This is a genomic window from Alteromonas sp. RW2A1, from assembly GCF_001886475.1.
GTDB classification, from domain to species: domain Bacteria; phylum Pseudomonadota; class Gammaproteobacteria; order Enterobacterales; family Alteromonadaceae; genus Alteromonas; species Alteromonas hispanica.
Window position 1 is genome coordinate 1,302,875 of the sequence record NZ_CP018031.1, and the last position, 21,407, is coordinate 1,324,281.

Sequence of the window (21,407 nt, forward strand, 5' to 3'; positions counted from 1 at the left end):
ACAACAACGTTAGGGCATTGACCATGGAACACACACAAGACTTTTCATCTACCCCCACATCTAACTATTCAGTTACCCCCTCGTTTTCTTTACGCTATACGCTCATCGGCAGCACATTAATTGCACTGGCATTACTGGCAACAGGTTGCTCAGAAGCGGATGCCGTTGATACAAAGGCAAACGCCGAAAAGGTAGAAGAGACCGCCTTTGCGGTACCTGTTGAAGCGACTCATTTAAAAACAGGCAACATCACTTCTACTTATGATACCACTGCTATTTTAGAGGCTAGAGAAGAAGCCTTTGTGTCTGCACGAGCATCTGGAATTATTGAATCAATTTTTGTTGAAGAAGGTGATTACGTAGAAAAAGGACAAGCGTTAGCTCAGCTCGACAAACGCCGCTACGAGCTCAATCTATCCAAAGCGAAAGCAGATTTAGCCGGCATTGAGAGCGAGCTTGAACGGGTGAATAAAGTCTACTCTCAGAAACTTATAAGCGACGATACCTACGACAAGCTTAATGCCCAGTATGAATCGGTCAAAGCTTCGGTATCTATAGCGGAACTCGATTTAAAAGAAACCACGATTGTTGCGCCCATCAGTGGTTTTATTGCCTCTAGAAATGCAAAAGTAGGCAATTTAACTGAGTCTTTTCAACGTGAAAGAATGTTTCATATAGTGCAGCAAAAAGACTTGCAGGGCGTAGTCTATCTACCAGAAAACGAGCTTACTAATGTGTCTCAAGGACAGGTGGCAAAACTTACTGTCTCTGCTCTGAAAGACCAACAGATAACGGCACACGTAGAAAGAATTAGTCCGGTTATCGACTCTGCCACCGGCACATTCAAAGTGACGCTAAGAGTCCCAAATGGCGACAATACGTTGAAAGCAGGCATGTTCACCGACGTATCATTAGAATATGCCACTCATGCCAATACTACACTTGTTCCTCGTCGTGCTCTGGTTACTATCGATAATAGCCACAGTGTTTTTGTCGTCGACAACGGCGTTGTAAAAAAGGTTAATGTAACTACCGGGTTTGAAAACAACGACGTTGTCGAGGTTACCGACGGGTTATTGGGGAACGAGCAGGTTGTTACCGCTGGTCATCAAAACCTGAAAGATAGTGCGCCTGTTGAAGTTGTTAACAGCTAAATTTGCGAAAATAAGGAAATATTATTATGCGCATCGTCGATATTGCTGTTAAACGCCCTGTTGCCGTGTCTATGTTCACCTTTGCTGTATTGCTATTTGGCATGGTGTCGCTAGGCCGGTTGTCGGTAAACTTGCTGCCAGATTTATCCTATCCCACTTTAACCATTCGTACCGATTACGATGGGGCCGCGCCCGCTGAAATTGAGCAACTGGTATCTAAACCCATTGAAGAGGCCGTTGGTGTTGTGAAAGGCGTACGTAAAATCACGTCCACATCTCGTGCGGGACAATCTGATGTTGTTTTGTCCTTCGCGTGGGGCACCGAAATGGACTTTGCCAGTTTAGAGGTTCGAGAAAAGTTAGATGTATTAAGGCTTCCACTAGACATTGAAAAGCCAAGGCTTTTGCGTTTTAACCCTAGCTTAGATCCCGTTATAAAATTGGGGCTAACCACAGATTCAGAGAATTTATCTGAAAACGAAATGAAACGCTTACGTTTATATGCAGAGCAGCAGGTAAAAAGAGAGTTAGAGTCTGTAGAAGGCATTGCGGCTGTGCGTTTAGGCGGTGGCTTGGAAAATGAAATTCATATTCTTATCGATCAGCGTAAAGCCAGCCAACTGTCTATACCTATTACGGATGTAATTGCGCGAATAAAAGCTGAAAACGTAAATGCTGCGGGAGGAAGAATTGACAATGCCTCGCAGGCGTTTTTGGTGAGAACTCTCAATCAATTTGAAAGTTTAGACGAAATAAATAACCTTTTTGTGGGCCGGTCTGAAGGACGTAATATTCAGCTTAAAGACATTGCCCTTGTTCGAAGCGCTTATAAAGATAGAGACGTAATTACGCGTTTTAACGGCACAGAAGGCGTAGAAGTTGCCATTTATAAAGAAGGTGACGCCAATTCTGTAGACGTTGCTGCAAAGGTGGCCAGCCGCATCGCGGAAATTCAAGACGCCCTTCCGCCAAACTACGCACTCACACAAACTTACGACCAAAGCATTTTCATAAAGCAAGCCATAGACAACGTAAAATCAGCTGCCGTTGCTGGCGGAATATTAGCAATGCTCGTGCTTTATTTATTTCTTAAAGATTTTTGGGCCACTGTAATTATTTCGGTATCCATTCCTGTGTCTGTTATCGCTACCTTTAACTTGATGTATGCAAACGATATAAGCCTTAATATGATGAGCTTGGGCGGCATTGCGCTGGCTGTTGGTTTGTTAGTTGATAACAGTATTATAGTGCTCGAAAATATAGACCGTCACCGTCGCCATAAACGCGCTTTAGATAGCGAACTCGATGATGCGCCGGGCAACGCAATTTCACAGCAAAATGAGTCACTACTAGAGCCGGCTTCAACGGGTACAAAAGAAGTTTCTGGCGCTATCATCGCTTCTACATTAACCACAATGGCGGTATTCGTTCCTCTCATTTTTGTTGAGGGTATCGCTGGTCAGCTTTTTCGAGACCAGGCTCTTACGGTGTCATTTGCGCTAGCGGCATCTCTTGTAGTAGCGCTTACGATAATTCCAGCAATGGCCCGTCGTAAAAAGCAGCAACAGCTCAGTCACCAGGACACCTTTGATGCACCAACTAAAAAGCCAAAAACCCCTCCTGTTAGCTTTTTAGGAAAACTATTTTTCTATGTAACATGGCCTATCAATGCGCTAGTAAAATTCATTTTTGTGTTTTTACCTGCTGCTTTGGTTACGTTATTAATTGGTGCGTGGCACATTGCTAGTAAGCTTTTGTCAGTGTTATTTAAGCCCTTAATATGGGTGTTCTCAAAAGGATTCGATGGCATTGCTAGAGCGTATGAGGTGGTGCTTCATGCAAGCTTGCGCGCTCGCTCAGCCATATTAGGCGTTACTCTGGCAGTAGCCGCTGGTGGCGCATTACTCGTACCTCAATTAGGCATGGAACTCATTCCTACTATGTCACAGGGCGAATTTTCTGTTGAGATTGCCCTTCCTGCAGGTACGCCTTTGTATAAAACCGACGAAGAACTGAATATGCTAGCCGCCGCTGCGTTAAAAAGCACTGGCGGTACTGCTGACGATAACGAAAATAATACCAAGGTGCTTCGCACCTATGCTATGTCTGGCACCGGCAGCTTGGTAAGTGCAGCGCCTAATCAGGGTGGAGACCACTGGGGCCGATTAAATGTCGTCATGCGAGCCGATGCGACAAGTGCAGATATGCAAAACGTTCAAGAGTCTCTGCGTAGCTACTTGACTACCCGTCCTAACATAGAGTCTGTATTTTCAGAGCCTGAACTGTTTAGTTTTTCATCTCCCGTTCAAATTGAAATAACCGGTTATGATTTAAATCAACTTAAAGAGTATGGCGATGCGATTGCTATTAAGCTGGCGAGCTTCAGCAATTTTGCAGATGTCACCACTAGCATTCGCGATGGTAATCCTGAGCTTAAAATAGAGTTTGATCACGCTAAACTTGCCCGCCTCAACTTAGATGCCGCTTCTGTATCTCAATTAATTGCAGCGAAAGTGGGTGGCAGCGTGGCTACCCAATACAGTATTGAAGACAGAAAAGTAGATGTTCTGGTTAGAACAAAAGAGAGCCAGCGCAATAATATCGCCGGAATACGAGCCATAGTGATTAATCCCCGCTCTACTCAGCCGATACCTCTCAGCGCGGTTGCCGATGTATTTATGAGTGTAGGACCAAGCGAAATTACTCGCGTAGGTCAACAGCGAGTGGCATTAGTAACAGCGAATGTCGCCGAAGGTAAATTGGATGAGGCAGTGTTAGTAGCCGAATCTGTGCTTAACGATACTCAATTGCCCTTATCGCTAAGTGCTACTATCGCTGGTCAAAGTGAGGATATGCAGAACAGCTTCCGCTCGCTTCAATTTGCCCTCGCACTCGCTGTTTTCATGGTGTATTTGGTTATGGCGTCACAGTTTGAATCTTTGCTACACCCGCTGCTTATTTTGTTTGCAGTTCCCCTTGCAGGAGCAGGTTCAGTTTACGGATTGTGGTTAACCGACACGCCCTTGAGTGTGGTGGTCTTTATCGGGCTAATTATGCTTTGTGGCATTGTGGTTAATAACGCCATTGTATTGGTCGACCGTATTAATCAGCTTCGACGCAACGGTATAGACAAACACGCAGCAATTATTGAGGCAGCGAAAACCCGATTACGTCCAATTGTTATGACCACACTCACCACCGTTTTGGGTTTGCTCCCTATGGCCTTAGGCTATGGTGAGGGTGCTGAAATAAGAACACCCATGGCAATTACCGTTATTTTTGGCTTACTATTCGCCAGTTTACTGACCTTAATTCTATTACCCGTGCTTTACAGCTTGTTCGATAACAAAGAGACACTTTCTAGCGTAAAAACTGAACCGCAAAACACTCAGGAAGTCTTGGATGGAGGTTCGCTATGAAGCACTCCAAACAACATCCTGCCCAACAAGATAAAGTACAGGGTTTAGGTGCCGCACTGGCGCGATTTGCGCTTAACAAGCCAGTTACTATAGGTATGCTATTTTTCTCAATGCTTCTCTTTGGGTTGGTATCATCAAGGCTTTTACCCCTTGAGAAGTTCCCAGGCATTGATATTCCTGAGATGGTGATTGAGATCCCCTACCCCGATGCAACGCCCATCGAGGTAGAAACCATGATCACCCGCCCCGTTGAAGCTGCCATAGCGACCATGTCTGGCATTAAACGTTTGCGGGCACGCTCTTATGATAATAAAGCAGAAATCGTGGTTGAGTTTGATTGGGATGAAAATCTCAAAGCGAAAAGTATTGAAGCGAGAGAAAAAGTGGATGCAATTAGAGATGAGCTTCCCGCTGATATCGAACGCATCATGGTTTACAAATTCAATACTAATGATATGCCCATTTTTCAGCTTCGCGTCTCCAGCGATCGAGATCTGTCAAACGCCTACGACCTATTAGAACGCAATCTAAAGCGACCTTTGGAGCGAGTGGCTGGGGTTTCTAGGGTTGAGCTTTATGGCACTATGAAGCGCCAAATTAGTATAAGGCTTGACCCAAAAAAGTTGGCCGCATATCGCATTAACAATACTGAATTAGTGCAAAAGCTGCAAAGCGCAAACTTTTCCCTCACGGCTGGCTATATGAATAATGAGGGCGAAAAGATATTGGTTAACCCGAAGGGTGAATTTGATGACATCAGCGACTTTGAACAAATGTGGATCCAACCCAATATTCGCTTATCGGATGTTGCAGAGGTGCGCTACGAATTGCCCCTGCGAAACGAAGGTCGTCATTTAGATAGAAGCTTTGCCGTAGGTTTCAACGTTTTTAGAGAATCAGGTAGTAACCTCGTTGAAGTATCTAATGCTGTAATGAAGGTGATAGAACTGGCAAAAAGTGACCCAGAGTTTGCGGGAATCAACCTTTTTGTTATGGATGATACGGCTAAAAGCGTGACGTCATCTTTGAGTGACTTGCTAAGTGCGGGATTATTAGGTGCCCTGCTCTCGGTAATTGTTCTGTTTATGTTTTTACGGCAGTTTGTCACCACTATCATAGTGGTGATGTCTGTGCCTTTTTCTATCTGCATAGCGCTAGGTGTGATGTATCTATTAGGTTACACACTTAACATTCTTTCTCTGATGGGCCTGATGTTAGCCGTAGGCATGTTAGTTGACAATGCGGTAGTGATTACCGAGAGTATCTTTCAAGAACGTCAGCAAAGCAGTGATGTTTCCTATGCCACCCAAACAGGCGTAAACAAAGTGAGTTTAGCCGTTATTGCAGGTACCGCGACAACGGCCATTGTCTTTTTGCCGAATATAATTGGCGTTAAAATTGATGTCACTATATTTTTAGAGCACGTGGCTGTTGCGATCTGTATATCACTATTCGCTTCTTTGTTTATCGCAAAAACGCTTATTCCTCTCTTAACGACCAAGGTAAAAATTCCAGTTGTAAGGCATTCGGCGCCCGCAGGGTATATTAGACGCTACGGTAAAGTATTATCGTGGGTGTTAAACAATCAGGGAAAAACATCGCTTATTGCCATCGCGATCCTCGCCTCAACAGTTATTCCCATGCAGGCCGTTACCTCAGACGACGACGGTAATAACAACCAAGAGCGCATTTGGCTCAACTACCACATGACCCAAAACTACACGCTATCTGAAGTTGAGAGCACAGTAGAAAAAATGGAAGCCTATTTATATGACAATCAAGAGCGCTTTCATATTAAGCAGGTGTATACCTATTTCACACCGGGCTACGCAATAAGCGGCTTAACATTGAATGACGAACTTCCTGTGCCTGTGAGCGCAATAAAACAGGACATAAGAGAATCTATGCCGTCATTTGTAAGAGCCAGACCTACATTTCAGTGGGACAGCGGCAGCGGGGGGGGTATTCAGGTTACGCTTTTAGGTGAATCGTCAGAGCAGCTTATGACTATTTCAAAAGAGCTTGTGCCGATAATCGCAAAAATTGAGGGATTAAAAGACGTAAAAGCAGATACGGGGTCTACCCGAGACGAAGTACAAATTCGTATTAATAGGGAAAAAGCAAACCGTTTTGGCATTGGCGTTAATGACGTTGCAAACGTAGTGGCTACCGCATTGCGCGGCAACAATCTAAGAACTTTTAGATACGGGGATACGGGTGAAGTAAATGTGCAGCTAAAGTACGGAAATGATATTCAGTCCTCGTTGAGCGAGCTTAAAAATATCCACATCGGCTTTTCACAAAACCAATCTGTCACCCTTAATATGATTGCCGATTTTGAAATTAAGCCACAGCTGTCTCAAATTAACCGCAGCTATCGCCAAACCTCACTGGCCATTGGCGCTAACCTTGAGGGTGAGACTACCGTTGAAGAAGCTCGAATGAAGATAGAAAAAGCTCTTGAGAATATTGCTTTGCCCACGGGATACAGATGGACGTTAGATGGAAGCTTTTCTCGTCAAAGCGAGGCAAATGCTGTGATGCAAATGAATATGCTTTTGGCGCTATGCATGATTTATGTGGTTATGGCTGCTCTGTTTGAATCATTAATTCTGCCTACCTCGGTTATCACCTCGCTGTTGTTTTCATTTACCGGCGTATTTTGGGCCTTTATGATAACTGGCACCTCAATGTCTGTAATGGGTATGATCGGTATGCTTATTTTAATGGGCATTGTTGTGAATAATGGCATTGTCTTAGTAGACAGAATAAATCAACTGGTCAATGAAGGACTTTCTTTATACGAAGCCGTTGTTGAGGGGTGTGTAACCCGTATTCGACCTATCTTGATGACAGTTGCTACCACTGTCTTGGGGCTAATTCCGCTAGCAATTGGCACTACACGGATAGGCGGCGATGGTCCACCCTATTCCCCAATGGCCATCGCCATTATTGGAGGTTTGATATTTTCTACGCTAACAAGCTTGTTCCTTGTGCCATTAGCATATGTTCTACTCCTCAAGTTGAGATTCCACACTCAGCGACTCTTTATCAACGGTCGACACAGAGTGTCTCGTTGGGTAAGGGTTTGAGCCGAGCATCATTAACCAGTTATGAGTTCCTGGTTGGGTGTGTGGTGTTCTTTGCAGGAACTTCACCACCCGCCTCTTTACACTAGTCATAATTAACTACGCGAGATAAGGAATTCGTGAACCGAATCAGCGCCGCGCTCAACGGAAAAGTCGATTAAATTGCTTCCATTGCAGGTTAAACCTGTGTCAGAAGTAATAACACGTAGCACTTGACGCTGACTATCGCCAATGCGACCTACACTGCGTGAAAGGCTTGAGCGGAGTGTTCTGATATCATCGTTGACGATGGCTTTACAAAAGCCTGCGAACTCAGTTTCTCCAATAAAACGTACTTCTTTTTGTGTCTCTGCTGCGTTTGCATTAACTGCAAAAGACAGAGCTGCTGTTGCGATAAGCGTTTTAAACAGTTTCATAATAGTTTCCTTTGGACATATTTAATGATGTAAGTTGCAACCCAGTTATCGCTGAGTGCCCATTAGTTATGCACCAAGAAAATATTTTTTTCTGTTGTTTTATTGTGTAAGGCAGGTAAATTTGCGGTAAATCAGTATGTTAACGTTTATTTAAATAGTTAAGCCACTGAAAATGTTGAGATTTATAAATTTCTTTATTCCGAAATAATATAGGTAAGCAGTAAAACATCGCCAAAAACTCTAATACTAAAGTCTTAATCAAAGCCATTTTTTTCATTTAAAGTGAAGTTTTAACAAAAAAAATGACATCACAGATTAATAATCATACTGAAATGCCATTTTTTGTTGTAATAAAACTACATTTTACTCGTATTTTCTTGCTCGCTTTGTCTCGATAGCATCAATGTAAGCATGCCAAGAGCCATAGGCAACAAGAGGCATTAGAACAATAAACCCAACAAAACCGGTTACAAAGCCAATTGCGACGGCAGAGAAAATTATCGCTCCCCATATCAGCATAGGTAATTTGTTCACCCATACAGCATTAACGCTTGTTAGTACTGCGGTTGCCAAGTCGACTTTACGCTCCATTAGGATTGGTTGTGTGAATGCCGTTAAAAACAACATCGCCACCGTAAATACCGCACCCACTAAGCTACCTAACACTAGGAATGGCAATAAACTCTCTAATGTATTTTCTATATAAGGAGGGTAAAGCGCGTGAATAATAGAGGCTACCCGCAACCAAAATATCATCATGAACATGAGTAAAACTGCAAAACCCCATTCATTAGTTGCATTTCTACGCATGGCTCTGAGGGAATGTCGAAGTGTAGGTTTATGCCCCTTCTCCATTTCCCAGCTCACATCGTAAAGTCCTGCTGCCAAAAACGGGCCGACCAGCATAAAGCAGACAATTGCGGGTAGAATTACTAGGTGCCAACCTGTCATCGCCACCAAATACATAATTACCCAAGGTATAACGGCAAATAGTACGCCATAAAACGCGGTAAGACCTGGGGCCCGCATAGCGTCTCTTATTCCTAGCGAAAGCCATTTTATCGGATCGCCAACATCTAATTCTTTACAGGGAATGACACGCGCAATGCCACTTTGTGTAATCGCATTTTCTGGGGTTTCTTTAAAATGGTGCGACATATTGAAATCACCTCTGATGGTAAACTTGTCTTTTATTGGCGTTTTTACGAACACCTCATTACTACGATAGGCTTATATTGAAAAGTTCACAAGTTATTAACATATTTTTTATAAACTTATACTTTTAAGGATAGTTGTCATCTTTTTTGTTCGTAATTTGGACAAGTGCGCATAAAAATAGTCATATTGTGCCTTAATCTCCTATTTTGCCGTCGCATATCACTGTGGTTTGCGATAATCTCAGGGTATGTAAATCAACCAGATAGACCATGAAAACTGTATCTCGCTCACATAAATTAGATAACGTTTGTTATGACATTCGAGGCCCAATAGCAGCACAAGCAAGAAAAATGGAAGATGAAGGTCACCGCATATTAAAACTTAATATCGGTAACCCCGCGCCATTTGGTTTTGAAGCCCCGGACGATATTGTAAAAGACGTTATTCATAACCTTCCCACGGCTCAAGGATATTCAGACTCCACGGGAATTTATGCGGCGAGAGTAGCAGTGATGCAGTACTATCAGCAGCGAAACATTAAAGATATTCGCGTTGACGATGTATACATCGGTAATGGGGTTAGCGAATTGATAATGATGGCAATGCAAGCTTTGCTGAATCAGGGAGACGAAGTACTCATTCCCAGCCCCGATTATCCATTGTGGACCGCAGCGGTCAGTCTTTCTTCTGGTTCCCCTGTCCACTATCGATGTGACGAACAAGCAGGCTGGTTTCCAGACCTGGATGATATTAAGAGTAAAATCACCAGTAAAACTCGCGCTATTGTGCTTATCAACCCCAACAACCCCACAGGTGCGGTGTACGATGAAGCATTACTACAAGAAGTTGTCGAAATAGCCAGACAGCATGGGTTGGTGGTATTTAGCGATGAAATTTATGACAAAATTCTCTATGACGATGCAAAACACACCAGTATTGCCTCACTAGCTGACGATGTTTTCTTTGTTACGTTTAGCGGGCTAAGTAAAAACTATCGCGTAGCGGGCTTTCGCTCTGGGTGGCTACTTGTTAGCGGCAATAAACGATTAGCATCTGATTATATAGAAGGGCTTAATATCCTCTCGTCTATGCGAATGTGCGCGAACGTCCCATGTCAAAGCGCTATTCAAACCGCGCTTGGGGGCTATCAAAGCATAGATGATTTGGTAAAAGAAAACGGCAGGCTCCGCATTCAAAGAGATGTCACTACAGATATGCTCAACGGTATTGACGGCTTGCATTGTGTAAAACCTAAAGGTGCTATGTATTGCTTCGCGCGAGTCGATGAGAAAAAATTCAATATCCACAATGATGAACAAATGATCCTTGATCTTTTAAGCTCTGAAAAAATTCTGCTGGTGCATGGCAGAGCATTTAACTTAAATGACGGTATTTATTTCAGGTTAGTATTTTTACCTCACAGTGATGTTCTTGTACCGGCACTTCACAGAATAGGAAACTTTTTCAGAACTTATAAGCAAGGGGCTTAGTGTGTCAGACAGAAGTCATTTTTTTGCACATTTATCTCGATTGAAACTCATCAATCGCTGGCCTCTTATGCACAATGTGCGTACAGAAAACGTGCAAGAGCACAGTTTACAAGTAGCCATGGTTGCCCATGCACTTGCGTTAATTAAAAATAAGTTCTTTGGAGGTAATGTGAACCCTGAGCGCATTGCAACGATGGCATTGTTCCACGATGTGTCTGAAGTGCTCACTGGCGACTTACCTACCCCAGTTAAATACTTTAATCCCGCCATTAAAGAAGAATATAAAAAGATTGAAAAGATTGCTGAAAACAAGCTTATTGAAATGGCGCCAGAGTCATTTCGAGACGACTACGCTGCGCTTATTGATTCACAATACCACGACCCCGAAGATGCCTTTATAGTGAAAGCCGCTGATGTGCTGTGCGCGTACCTAAAGACATTGGAAGAGTTGGCAGCCGGTAATAGAGAGTTTACGTTAGCGAAAAAGCGGCTTGATAAAATTTTAAAAGAATACCACTCCGAAGAAGTGGACTACTTTCTTACACAATACGTTCCTAGCTTTTCCTTGAGCCTTGATGAAATAACCCAAGACGAAATGTAAAACCGATAAGGACTCTACTGTGACAATATCTCAATGGGAACTTGACCTACATGCACGTCGTCTTCCACGCACCGAGTCGAGGGACGGAGACCACAGAAACCCATATCAAAGAGATAAAGCGCGAGTGCTTCACAGCGCGGCGTTTCGCAGGCTGCAGGCGAAAACGCAAGTATTAGGCGTTGGATTAAGTGATTTTTATCGCACTCGCCTTACCCATTCTTTAGAGGCGGCACAAATAGGAACAGGAATTACAGCGCAACTGTGGAATAAGTTTCCCGAAATAGCGCAGGAACTAGTGCTTGATCCTACGCTCATTGAAACAATCTGTTTAGCACATGATATTGGACACCCTCCTTTTGGCCACGGCGGAGAGATAGCCCTCAATTATATGATGCATGAGCACGGTGGGTTTGAAGGCAATGGTCAAACGTTTCGCATTGTCACTCAGCTCGAACCTTACACTGCCGAGCATGGTATGAATTTATGCAGACGCAGTATTTTAGGGTTAGTCAAATATCCTAATTTCATTAATACACTCCACTTTAAATCACATACCGCTGCGCGTCCGCTTTCATTAAGGCAGGTAAAAGCAGACGAATGGCACCCTCCTAAAGGGCTTTTTGCATGTGATAAAGCATTATTTGACTGGTTGCTTGCGCCCCTTTGCAGTGAAGATAAACAGCGTTTTATGCAGTTTTCTGAAAACGCTAATGGACACGGTAAAACAAACTACAAATCATTTGATTGTTCAATAATGGAGTTAGCCGATGACATTGCGTATGGCATTCACGATTTAGAAGATGCCATTGTAATGGATATGGTAAATAAGCAGCATTTTGTAGAAGAAGTCACCAGTCCATTGAAAGGCCTCTCTATTCCGTGGCTTTCTGAAAACATCGAGACATTAACTACAAAGCTCTTTAGCCAGGCCCACCATGAACGCAAAAACGCTATTGGCGCATTGGTAAACAGCTTTATTACTGCAATTGAAATACACAAAATCCAAGGTTTTTCTCATCCTCTTCTCGCTTATAACGCTACTATGCCCAATAATTTCGGCGAAGCGCTTGGGCTGTTTAAGCGTTTTGTCTTTAGAAAGGTAATACGTCGCCCCGATGTTCAGCTTTTGGAATACAAAGGACAGCTCGTTGTAATGGAGCTTTTTGAAGCTTTTGCGTCGGACCCTACCAGACTATTGCCCGAAAATACCCAAGAACGCTGGCGTAAAGCACAAGACAACGGAAAAGGTATGCGGGTTCTCGCTGACTACATATCGGGAATGACTGACGAATTTGCCTCTCGTCTCTACAGCAGTATTTTCTCTCCAAAACAAGGTGGTATTCAAGACAGCTTTCATATGTAGTTGATTACTATGCGGCACAGGATAGCGCTGCTTGTGTGTTAGATATCTCTCAGAAGACAGCCGTCTGCGGGTTCGCCTTATTCATTTGGCTACTTGTTTATCTAGCTGTTTACTCAGCTATTTATTTAGCTATTTATTTAGCTATTTATTTAGCTATTTATTTAGCTATTTATTTAGCTATTTACATAGCGTTCTAGCTAGCTATCTATTCAACAACCTGTGCAAGTATCTTAGTGATTTCCTTCATTACTATTTGTCAGCCATCTACTCAACAAAGTCCTTTAGGTGACTTTTTGAAATTATCTCAAGGCCTGTCTGGTCATGTATATCTGTCGAGTCATGAATATTTGTGGCAAGCGCTTTACGTCAATTGCGGTAACAGCATACATTTATTGCGAAATAGTTAAGTGTGTAATAGATAAGCTTTAATGAGTAAAGACGATTTATGAAACTATCTTGCTGCTTCAACGTATTCACACTATAAGCCTATGACAAATTCTGCCTAAACAAATACATGCGGAATGCTGAAACCGCTTAAATTAGGTTTTAGTTAGGGCTTACGTTAAGCGTTAATGAGCTAGCAAGAGTCGATGTGAATAACGAATGACAGAATATGAAAGAGCAAACTTGGCTCTTTCAACCTGAGTGAAAAATATTGTGTTAAGAAGGTAGAATAATGTCTAAACCTTACAAGCCGTCAGTTAAATTAAATGATAGTGATGTGACTGATGAACATGTTTACATGAACCGGAGATCGCTTTTAAAGTCACTTGGATTTGTAGGGGCCTCTACCTTGCTCGCAAAGTCTGCTAGCGCTGCTGATTGGTTCTGGGAAGATGAGAAGGAAGATACACCTTTTCAAGGCAAACCACTGGACTTTTCGCAACCGAGTAAATTTCAAATCAATGAAACTCGAACTCCAGAAAAGAAAATAACGTCGTATAACAACTTCTATGAGTTTGGTACATCAAAAGACGCGCCAGCGGAAAACGCCACTGAGTTCAATACCGACCCATGGACGTTAAAAATTGATGGTTTAGTGAAAAATCCACTGGTGCTCGATCACGACTCGCTAACAAAGCGGTTTCCCCTTGAAGAACGCATTTATCGCCTTCGCTGTGTAGAAGCCTGGTCTATGGTAGTACCGTGGATAGGCTTTGAACTAGCGGCTCTTATCAAGCAAGCTGACCCGCTAATGTCAGCAAAATACGTGGCGTTTGAGACGCTCTATGATCCAGAGCAGATGCCAGGGCAAAGCAATCGATTTTTAGGTGGCGGTATTGAATATCCTTATGTGGAAGGTTTGCGCCTTGATGAAGCGATGCACCCATTAACGTTATTGTCGGTTGGCTTATATGGAAAAACTCTGCCCCCGCAAAACGGGGCGCCTATTCGCTTAGTTGTACCTTGGAAATATGGATTCAAAAGCATTAAATCCATCGTACGCATTCGCCTGACCGATAAGCAGCCACCCACAACGTGGAATCGCCTCGCATCAAACGAATATGGCTTCTATGCGAATGTTAATCCAAAGGTATCTCATCCACGCTGGAGCCAAGCTAGTGAACGCAGAATCACTACAGGCGGCCTGCTTTCTCGCAATAGAATAGAAACAAAGATGTTCAATGGGTATGACGAAGTTGCGCCACTTTACTCCGGTATGGATTTAACTAGATATTATTAATGGTATCCATGATTGCCAATAAAAAACTTCTACGACTCTCGCCGTTTGCCAGACGTTGTATAAAATCGATTATTCACAGTGTGGCCTTAGGGTATATTGTGTGGCTATTTTATGCAGGCATTACAGATTCATTAGGTGCAGACCCGGTAAATACACTTTTGAATGAAACCGGTATTTGGGCTATTCACCTGCTGTTTATTACGTTATTGCTTAGCCCCCTTGCAAAGTGGTTGAAAAGTCCAGCGCCTATTCAGTTTAGGCGCATGTTAGGCATTTATGTATTTGTATATGCATTGGCCCATTTCAGTACCTACGTTCTTTTTGAGCTGCAGCTCGATATGACGCTGGTACTGAGTGAGATTATAAGTCGGCCGTATATTATTGTGGGAATGCTAGCGATTTTGCTGCTAATGGCACTAACTGCAACCTCTTTTAACCTTATAAGAAGGAAAATGGGCAAGCGCTGGCAGCAGCTTCACAATACTATTTACGCTATTTTGCCTCTGGCTTTATTGCATTTTAGTTGGTCGCAAAAAACCTTTTGGCAAGAGCCTATTTGGTATTGGCTAGTCGGAATTATCATTTTAATTCCCCGAGTCAAGCATGGGCTATCCACTTTTCGGCGAAAGCAATTACGTCAGAAAAAACTGCAAGAGAAAAAACTGAGTAATGCGGCGTAACGCGCCGTTTTTGCCACAGTTACAATACATATAAAAAATAAAAGGTTACTACGCAGCACTCCTGCAACTAACGTAATAGGATCTCCGATTATGGGCACCCAGCAAAGTAATAAACTCCACTTGCCCCATCGAGTAAAAAGAATACTAGCGCGAGTAAATGAGCTGTCGCTGACTCTCAATACCTTTGTAGCTATCACTTTTCCGTATTTAAGGCCAAGAAAATAGTTAAAAAGAGCCCCTAGCACGTTGCCACTTGATGCAGCGACCAAGAGAAGCACCGTAGAAAAGCCACTACTATATAAAGCAGTGAGTACAACCTCAGAGCTAAAAGGCAAAATAGTTGCTGCCAAAAAAGCACAGACAAACATGCCTATATAACCCCAATCGACTAATACGCTCATAATCCCATTTTTCTCGTGATAGACCAAAGCATACACAGTGCTTTTGATTCTACTAACGATATCAGATAGCCATTATTTGACTAATAAAAAATGCTTTATTTTAAAAGCACTTACCATATTTGTTCGATTTTGTTCGAAAAAAGCACAATGTATAACTTGCAAATCACACTGGATAAAACTACTGTATACACATACACACTGTATACTTAAACAGTTAACGTGGTTTTATAAAAATAAGGTATGTCCTATGAGTAATTCACCAGTTTGTCGACTTAATGCACTTCGTACTTCCCTTCTCGGTTCTGGAGTCCAAAATGTTGTGCAACTCCCGTTGCCTATTGAAGGTTTTCCTGGCGAAGGAAGAGAAAGTAACAGAGAAGGTAACAGAGTAAATAACGACAAAGGGTGGAATTATTTACTCTCTAGTTCAGTTTCGTTTTCTAAAGACGTGATGAACGCTATTCGTATTCAAAAGCCTGAAAAGGAGAAAGTGCCTGAATGGATAAGTAAGCTAATTACAGGCGGCCAGTGCAAAACACTGTATGTAGAAAATATAGATTTAGATTTACAGCCTACTGACAGTGATATGATCCGTAAGCTTTGTGAGCTTTACTCGGTGAGTTTAGTGAACGTAAAAGTGGACAGTAATACCCAAAACAGAAATGTTGCTGTAGGGCCTTGGTAAAAACAGAAATACAAAGCGAGAAAGTTGAGTCAATAACAGCAAAGTTTTTGGCTAGTACACTCGTGTATTGTACTATGAGCGGTGTAACATGAACGATTGAATTAATCTTGGATACCAACTAGTTTTATGCGTTGCTTTTGCTGCTCCACAAGCTCATATGAGCATTGCTGTGCTCCCTTCATCAGCGGTACAGATAGCCCTCAAACGGCAGAACAATTGATGCGCTCCCGTTTTACTGCATATGCAATCAAGCGATACGACTATGTTCGCGACACGTATTCAGAGGAAAAGCGTCAAGGGATAACATCAGAAAACCTTGAAAGTAGCGCTAGCGGTGCTCATTGGTTCGCTCTTAAAGTCCATACTTCAACACACAGTAAACCTAGTTCAGATACCGTCGAGTTTACTGCCTACTACTTTGAAAATAAGCACCTCTTTCAGTTACACGAGACATCGCGCTTTATCATCGAGGGCGGACTGTGGCGTTATCACGACGGTACCCTTCATGATGACTGCGGTAAAATAAAATATGGTAGAAACTTGCCGTGTCTTTGCGGAAACAATAAAAAATTCAAGCAGTGTTGTGCAACAAAAGTGAGATAGGCGGACAGGTTAGCGAAAAATACGTGGTTATCGATAAGGCGGTTATCGGTAAGGTGGTTATCGATAAGAGTATAGAGGGCGGCAGGCGCTTACCAGGCGTTTAAGTAACTCCCTGCCGTAGATGCATAACTTGAGAAGTCAGCTCAAGCGGAAAGCCTAAACGTTTTTAAACTTTAAAAAATTTGATACTTAGTGGGTAATGCCAGAGTTCGCCATTGTTAGCCTTGAGTGCCGCAACGATCGCGAAGATCAAATTTAGAATCCCCAATATTAATAACCCGAAGCCGCCTATTATAATCAAAAGCAAAATACCGCATATAACCGTGTATATTACTAGGCTAATTAACCAATTCGCAGTGACTCTTCCATGTTTATCAATATCTTCATTCTGATCTTTATGAGCTATCCACATAATAATAGGTAATATAAGCCCCAAGCCTGGAACAATTATGCTGGTGAGCTGACTCACGTGAATTAGCGTACAGTAGGTTCTTACTGTAAGTCCCCAATACATGTTTTCTTCCGTTGTCATATGTATTCCCTCTTGTAATTATAATTGAGTAGGCTCTACTGAGAAGAGCCTGCTAAATGATAATGCTCATTTGATATTTCGCCAAATTTAATTACACCATTGCTTAGCCATACTCCCGATAAATGATTTTCTAACATTGGCTGCCATCTCTGTTTAATAGCCAAATACCTAGAGCTTTGCAAAAAGGTACTCAACGATTCCTTTAAAGTCATAGCAAGCTCTTGATTGTCTTCTGTTTTCGGCATTACTAGATAACTATAGACTGTGTCAGCGTGAACCAATTTACGAATTTGAGAGCAGTCCAGCTTATTTCTTTGACAGTATATTCGTATACCTGTGTCTGAAAAGAAAACCGCATCAACTCGTTCTTTTATTACTGCATTAATAGCCTGCGCCCAAGAATTGTATTCATGCAAAGCAAACTGCGGATTTTCTTTTACCAATTCTGCTCTGTAGTCTCCTCTCATTACAGCTACTGAAGTCTTTGAAGTACCTGAGCGTTGTTGTGAGTTGGGTATTTTTAAGGTTTTCCCGTAGAGGTTTATATCGGTTGCGGTTAGTGGCGCTATCCAAAAGTAATGATCTTCTCTTTGTTTTATTCGCCCAATGCCTGTCGCCATCATTAATTGCCCACGTTGCAACTCTCTCACTAATCGTGCGAAAGGCAGAGGTGTTATGTCTGCTTTAATGCCTGCCAAATCCAGCAAAGAGGATGCGAAGTCAATTGAGTACCCTCGAACATTGCCTTCATCGTCAAACTCACTGAATAGTGGTGTATTAGCTGTTAAGAGTTTTATAGATTCAGCGGCATAAAGATAGCCAGCAAATAGAAGAGAAATTGAACACAGCATTATTGATGAAAACAAATTTCTGAACATATCCATCCCTTTATTGTTAAGAGATTTTAATAATAAAGCAGTCATCACCGTTTTGTTATTCAACATTTGTTGTAAATTTAGCGAGTTTTAGCAAATTTTTAGTGAGCGCGAAAAAACGTGAAACATAGGCGATAAAAATACGCAGACCTCAAAAATAACAAAACTTTTTCCGGCTTTTTCCTATCAATCAGTATTTTGCTACTAACGTATTGTTGCTTGTTTATGAATTTAGCGTAAGTTAAATGTATGATTATGTAGATGGAATTTTGTGGTTATTTCAATGAGGCGTTTTTTCGCGTTAACTTCACTTATTTGGTTTGCGGCCTCTTGCGCACAGCTATCTTGGTCTAAACCCATAGCGCCAATCTTTTCGCAGTACACCGTCAACGACGGTCTCGCCCATATCTCTCTAGCCGATGCAACTCAAGATAAGGATGGCTTTTTATGGTTGGCGACACAAGCCGGCATTGATAGATTTGATGGGTATTCTTTTAGAAATTTTGGCCTGATAGAGGGCGAAAGTAATTCTGGCCTTCAATCGATCACCGCTCTTCAGGTTGAGGCAAGTCCTGATGGAAAATTTATCTGGGTTGGGACATTTGGCGGCTTAAGTCGGCTCAATGTGGATAATGAGAAGTTTACCCACTTTACGTTACCCGCATCAGAAGCAATCAATAACGCTATTATTAACCGCATAAAAAACACTGCAGATAATACCACTTGGATAATATCAGATAGAAATTTGTATAAGTATTCTGACGATTTAGGCGAAGTTCTGCTTATGGCTTATCTGCCTAACCCTACAAGCACACTTACAGATGTGGAGCTGGTAGACGGTGTGCTCTACGTTACCTCCACCTCGGGCTTATATAAATTAGATTCACTGAATAAAAAACTGCAGCTGGTGGCGTTAGAAAAGCAAAATCTGACACGAATTGTCGCTACAGAAGACGAAAGAATTTGGATAGCAACAACTAATCACGGTGCTTGCATCTTTAATCCTCTTAATCGCGAGTATGACCTCAGTGAGCACTGCATCACCACAGAACAAGGTCTGTCAGACGATTACGTTACCGACATATTAGTACAAAATAATGGAGATGTATGGGTAGCGACAGAGCGTGGCTTAAACCTACTTCCAAGCCATAGCCCCATTTCTGTTATTACTACTCCGGTAACGGCTAGGTCGACCAAAGACGAGCGCTTTTCAGCACTTTTTGAAACCTCAGAAGGTTTAGTTATCGCTGCCATGAAGGACGATGGTTTTGCCGTGAGCGACCCAATACTAGCTAATTTTTACTCAACAGAAGTGGGCGGCGGAAGAATTGTCACCTCTGTCTCCTCCAACAATGATAGCGTTTGGCTAGTTAACGAAAAAGGGTTGTGGAATTACGATTACAACAACGACCTTTCCAAAGGCCCCTATTTAGTCAATTCGACGGATGCAACGACGAGTAATGCTAATGAGAAAATGTTGGCTGTCCATTATGACTCGGTGAGAAATGATGTGTGGGTAGCTACACGCTCTGGACTGTCTAAGTTTAATCCCGACACTAAAAACCTTAATGCCGTTGCGCTTGAAGGTAAGTCGGGATATAGCCTGAATGTAGATTCTGACGGAGACGTTTGGTATGGAGGATACAGCGATGGTGTTTTTGTTTATCGTCCTTCAGACGATAAGGTAGTAAGACAATGGCCCCTCCCCTTAACCACCAGAGTTTTGCATGAACAGGATGGAAATGCTTGGTTGACCACAGTAGGTGGTTTGTATTTCGCGAACAAATTCAGCGGAGAACTCATCAACGTAAGAGATTTTTCACCTCTATTGAAAGACGTGTCTGTTGTTACATGGATTTCTAAATCTAGTCGCGGCGGCTATTGGTTGGCAACTCAAGCCAATGGCTTTTACTTTATGACAATCTCTGAGCAGGACTTTTCCACATTACAGCTTACTCGTATTAAGCCAGACAGCGTAATAACAGGTTTATCTATTGGTGCAATTGTTGAAGATGAGCAAAATGGTCTTTGGATCACCACGGACAAAGGGATTGCCCACCTTGCTTCTGATTTACAAACGCTCTCCTTTTATGGCTCAGAAAGCGGTGCCATTGATACCGGATATTATATTGGAGCAGCCACACAAACTCGTGACAACACCATTATTCTTGGCGGAGCAAAAGGTATAACACGATTTAACCCCAGTGACGTTCAAGATAAACCCTGGTCGCCACTCATACACATTACTCGCATGGAAGTCATTAGCAACAACCAGACGAATGGCAGTGAAATGCGGTCAATTAATCAAGTTGGCGATCGCATAGAACTATACCCTGAGGATATATCCTTTACTCTCGCCTTCTCTGCTTTAGATTTTATCAATGCAGACACTCTCCGATATGCATACCGACTGTCAGATTTTGAATCGGGTTGGCGCTATACAGACAGTAAATCAAAGCTTGCCACCTATACTAATTTAGATCCAGGCAGGTATCGATTTACCGTAAAAGCAATCAACAAAGAGAATAAATGGAGCAGCAATGAGGCTCAAATTGAAATTGTCATTATTCCGCCTTGGTGGGATATGCCTATTTGGCGTGCGCTCATACTACTCACTATAGTAGCTCTTATTTCTACAATGCTTTGGTTGCGCTTCAGAACGCTACAATTGCGCTCGCAAGAGTTGTCTGTGTTAGTAGATAAGCGGACCGAAGATCTTAATCGCGCCGTTGAAAAACTCACGCTGCTATCAACCGAAGATGCGTTAACAGGCCTTAAGAATAGGCGCTATTTTTCACAGCGTGCCACTGAAGCGTGGAATCAGTTTTTTCGTTATAAGCATACTTTTTCATTGATTCTTATAGATATAGACCTTTTCAAAACCATCAATGATACGCATGGTCACGGCGTTGGAGACACGGTGCTTATTGATGTTGCGAAAATATTGACAGAAAACGTGAGAGTTAATGACATTGTTGCGCGATGGGGCGGCGAAGAGTTTTTGATCCTCTTGCCGGCACTTAATGTGCAGGAAGCCTATTGGGTAGCCGATAAGCTCAGAAAAAAAGTGGCCGAACACCCCATCAAAGTTCAAGGAAAGCAAGTTCCAGTCAGTATTACCTGCGGTGTAGCAGAAATAAAACATTATGAAAGTGTTGAAGCTTGCATACAAGCCGTTGATAAAAAGCTTTACGAGGGCAAAGCCCTTGGAAGAAACACTGTCGTAAACTAGGGCATTTTATTTAACCTACATAAAT

16 protein-coding genes are annotated in these 21,407 nt (G+C 42.5%); 12 read left to right on the plus strand and 4 right to left on the minus strand.

Annotation, left to right across the window (positions count from 1 at the left end; translation table 11 throughout):
- Nucleotides 1-23: 23 nt before the first annotated feature.
- From BM528_RS05880 to BM528_RS05890, 3 genes are read left to right on the plus strand one after another with little or no spacing between them, the layout of a single operon-like run.
- A complete protein-coding gene (locus BM528_RS05880; RefSeq protein WP_071979086.1) occupies nucleotides 24-1,154 on the plus strand; it encodes an efflux RND transporter periplasmic adaptor subunit in 1,131 nt (376 codons plus the stop codon).
- A 26-nt stretch (nucleotides 1,155-1,180) separates the two neighbouring features.
- Nucleotides 1,181-4,573, plus strand: coding sequence for an efflux RND transporter permease subunit (locus tag BM528_RS05885; RefSeq protein ID WP_071979087.1), 3,393 nt, complete (start codon nucleotides 1,181-1,183; stop codon nucleotides 4,571-4,573).
- Nucleotides 4,570-7,665, plus strand: coding sequence for an efflux RND transporter permease subunit (locus tag BM528_RS05890; protein WP_071979088.1), 3,096 nt, complete (start codon nucleotides 4,570-4,572; stop codon nucleotides 7,663-7,665). Before BM528_RS05885 ends, BM528_RS05890 begins: the two co-directional genes overlap by 4 nt.
- A gap of 92 nt (nucleotides 7,666-7,757) precedes the next feature.
- On the opposite strand, the gene BM528_RS05895 is transcribed toward BM528_RS05890, so the two are convergent.
- Both BM528_RS05895 and BM528_RS05900 read right to left on the minus strand, forming a co-directional pair.
- Nucleotides 7,758-8,078, minus strand: a complete 321-nt coding sequence (locus BM528_RS05895; protein ID WP_083595218.1) for a DUF3718 domain-containing protein — start codon at nucleotides 8,076-8,078, stop codon at nucleotides 7,758-7,760.
- A 363-nt stretch (nucleotides 8,079-8,441) separates the two neighbouring features.
- Entirely contained in the window at nucleotides 8,442-9,236 is a 795-nt protein-coding gene (locus BM528_RS05900) for a DUF2189 domain-containing protein (RefSeq protein ID WP_071979089.1), read from the minus strand.
- A gap of 269 nt (nucleotides 9,237-9,505) precedes the next feature.
- Between BM528_RS05900 and BM528_RS05905 the strand changes: the two genes are divergently transcribed.
- The 8 genes from BM528_RS05905 to BM528_RS18945 all read left to right on the plus strand — a co-directional run bounded on the left by BM528_RS05905 (nucleotide 9,506) and on the right by BM528_RS18945 (nucleotide 16,847).
- A complete protein-coding gene (locus tag BM528_RS05905; RefSeq protein ID WP_071979090.1) occupies nucleotides 9,506-10,726 on the plus strand; it encodes a pyridoxal phosphate-dependent aminotransferase in 1,221 nt (406 codons plus the stop codon).
- A gap of 1 nt (nucleotide 10,727) precedes the next feature.
- The gene (yfbR, locus tag BM528_RS05910; protein WP_071979091.1) at nucleotides 10,728-11,327 is read left to right on the plus strand and encodes a 5'-deoxynucleotidase; all 600 of its coding nucleotides are present in this window, start codon (nucleotides 10,728-10,730) and stop codon (nucleotides 11,325-11,327) included.
- Between the two features lie 19 nt (nucleotides 11,328-11,346).
- Nucleotides 11,347-12,690, plus strand: a complete 1,344-nt coding sequence (locus tag BM528_RS05915) for an anti-phage deoxyguanosine triphosphatase (RefSeq protein ID WP_083595219.1) — start codon at nucleotides 11,347-11,349, stop codon at nucleotides 12,688-12,690.
- A gap of 676 nt (nucleotides 12,691-13,366) precedes the next feature.
- Nucleotides 13,367-14,374, plus strand: coding sequence for a protein-methionine-sulfoxide reductase catalytic subunit MsrP (gene msrP, locus BM528_RS05920; protein ID WP_071979092.1), 1,008 nt, complete (start codon nucleotides 13,367-13,369; stop codon nucleotides 14,372-14,374).
- A gap of 8 nt (nucleotides 14,375-14,382) precedes the next feature.
- A complete protein-coding gene (locus BM528_RS05925; protein ID WP_071981184.1) occupies nucleotides 14,383-15,054 on the plus strand; it encodes a sulfite oxidase heme-binding subunit YedZ in 672 nt (223 codons plus the stop codon).
- A gap of 648 nt (nucleotides 15,055-15,702) precedes the next feature.
- Nucleotides 15,703-16,140 (plus strand): deoxyguanosinetriphosphate triphosphohydrolase, encoded by a 438-nt coding sequence (locus tag BM528_RS05935; RefSeq protein WP_071979093.1) that lies wholly within the window; start codon nucleotides 15,703-15,705, stop codon nucleotides 16,138-16,140.
- A 126-nt stretch (nucleotides 16,141-16,266) separates the two neighbouring features.
- Nucleotides 16,267-16,743 carry a YchJ family protein gene (locus BM528_RS05940; protein WP_071979094.1) on the plus strand — a complete coding sequence of 159 codons (477 nt, stop codon included), beginning with the start codon at nucleotides 16,267-16,269 and terminating at the stop codon, nucleotides 16,741-16,743.
- On the plus strand, nucleotides 16,719-16,847 hold the full coding sequence (locus BM528_RS18945; protein WP_269529746.1) for a hypothetical protein: 129 nt from the start codon (nucleotides 16,719-16,721) through the stop codon (nucleotides 16,845-16,847). Before BM528_RS05940 ends, BM528_RS18945 begins: the two co-directional genes overlap by 25 nt.
- Nucleotides 16,848-16,909: 62 nt before the next feature.
- Here BM528_RS18945 and BM528_RS05945 read toward each other — a convergent pair whose 3' ends face one another.
- Nucleotides 16,910-17,275, minus strand: coding sequence for a DUF4870 domain-containing protein (locus BM528_RS05945; RefSeq protein WP_071979095.1), 366 nt, complete (start codon nucleotides 17,273-17,275; stop codon nucleotides 16,910-16,912).
- Nucleotides 17,276-17,310: 35 nt separating this feature from the next.
- Nucleotides 17,311-18,219 (minus strand): substrate-binding periplasmic protein, encoded by a 909-nt coding sequence (locus BM528_RS05950; RefSeq protein ID WP_083595220.1) that lies wholly within the window; start codon nucleotides 18,217-18,219, stop codon nucleotides 17,311-17,313.
- Between the two features lie 214 nt (nucleotides 18,220-18,433).
- Between BM528_RS05950 and BM528_RS05955 the strand changes: the two genes are divergently transcribed.
- Nucleotides 18,434-21,382 carry a ligand-binding sensor domain-containing diguanylate cyclase gene (locus BM528_RS05955; RefSeq protein ID WP_071981186.1) on the plus strand — a complete coding sequence of 983 codons (2,949 nt, stop codon included), beginning with the start codon at nucleotides 18,434-18,436 and terminating at the stop codon, nucleotides 21,380-21,382.
- Nucleotides 21,383-21,407: the final 25 nt, after the last annotated feature.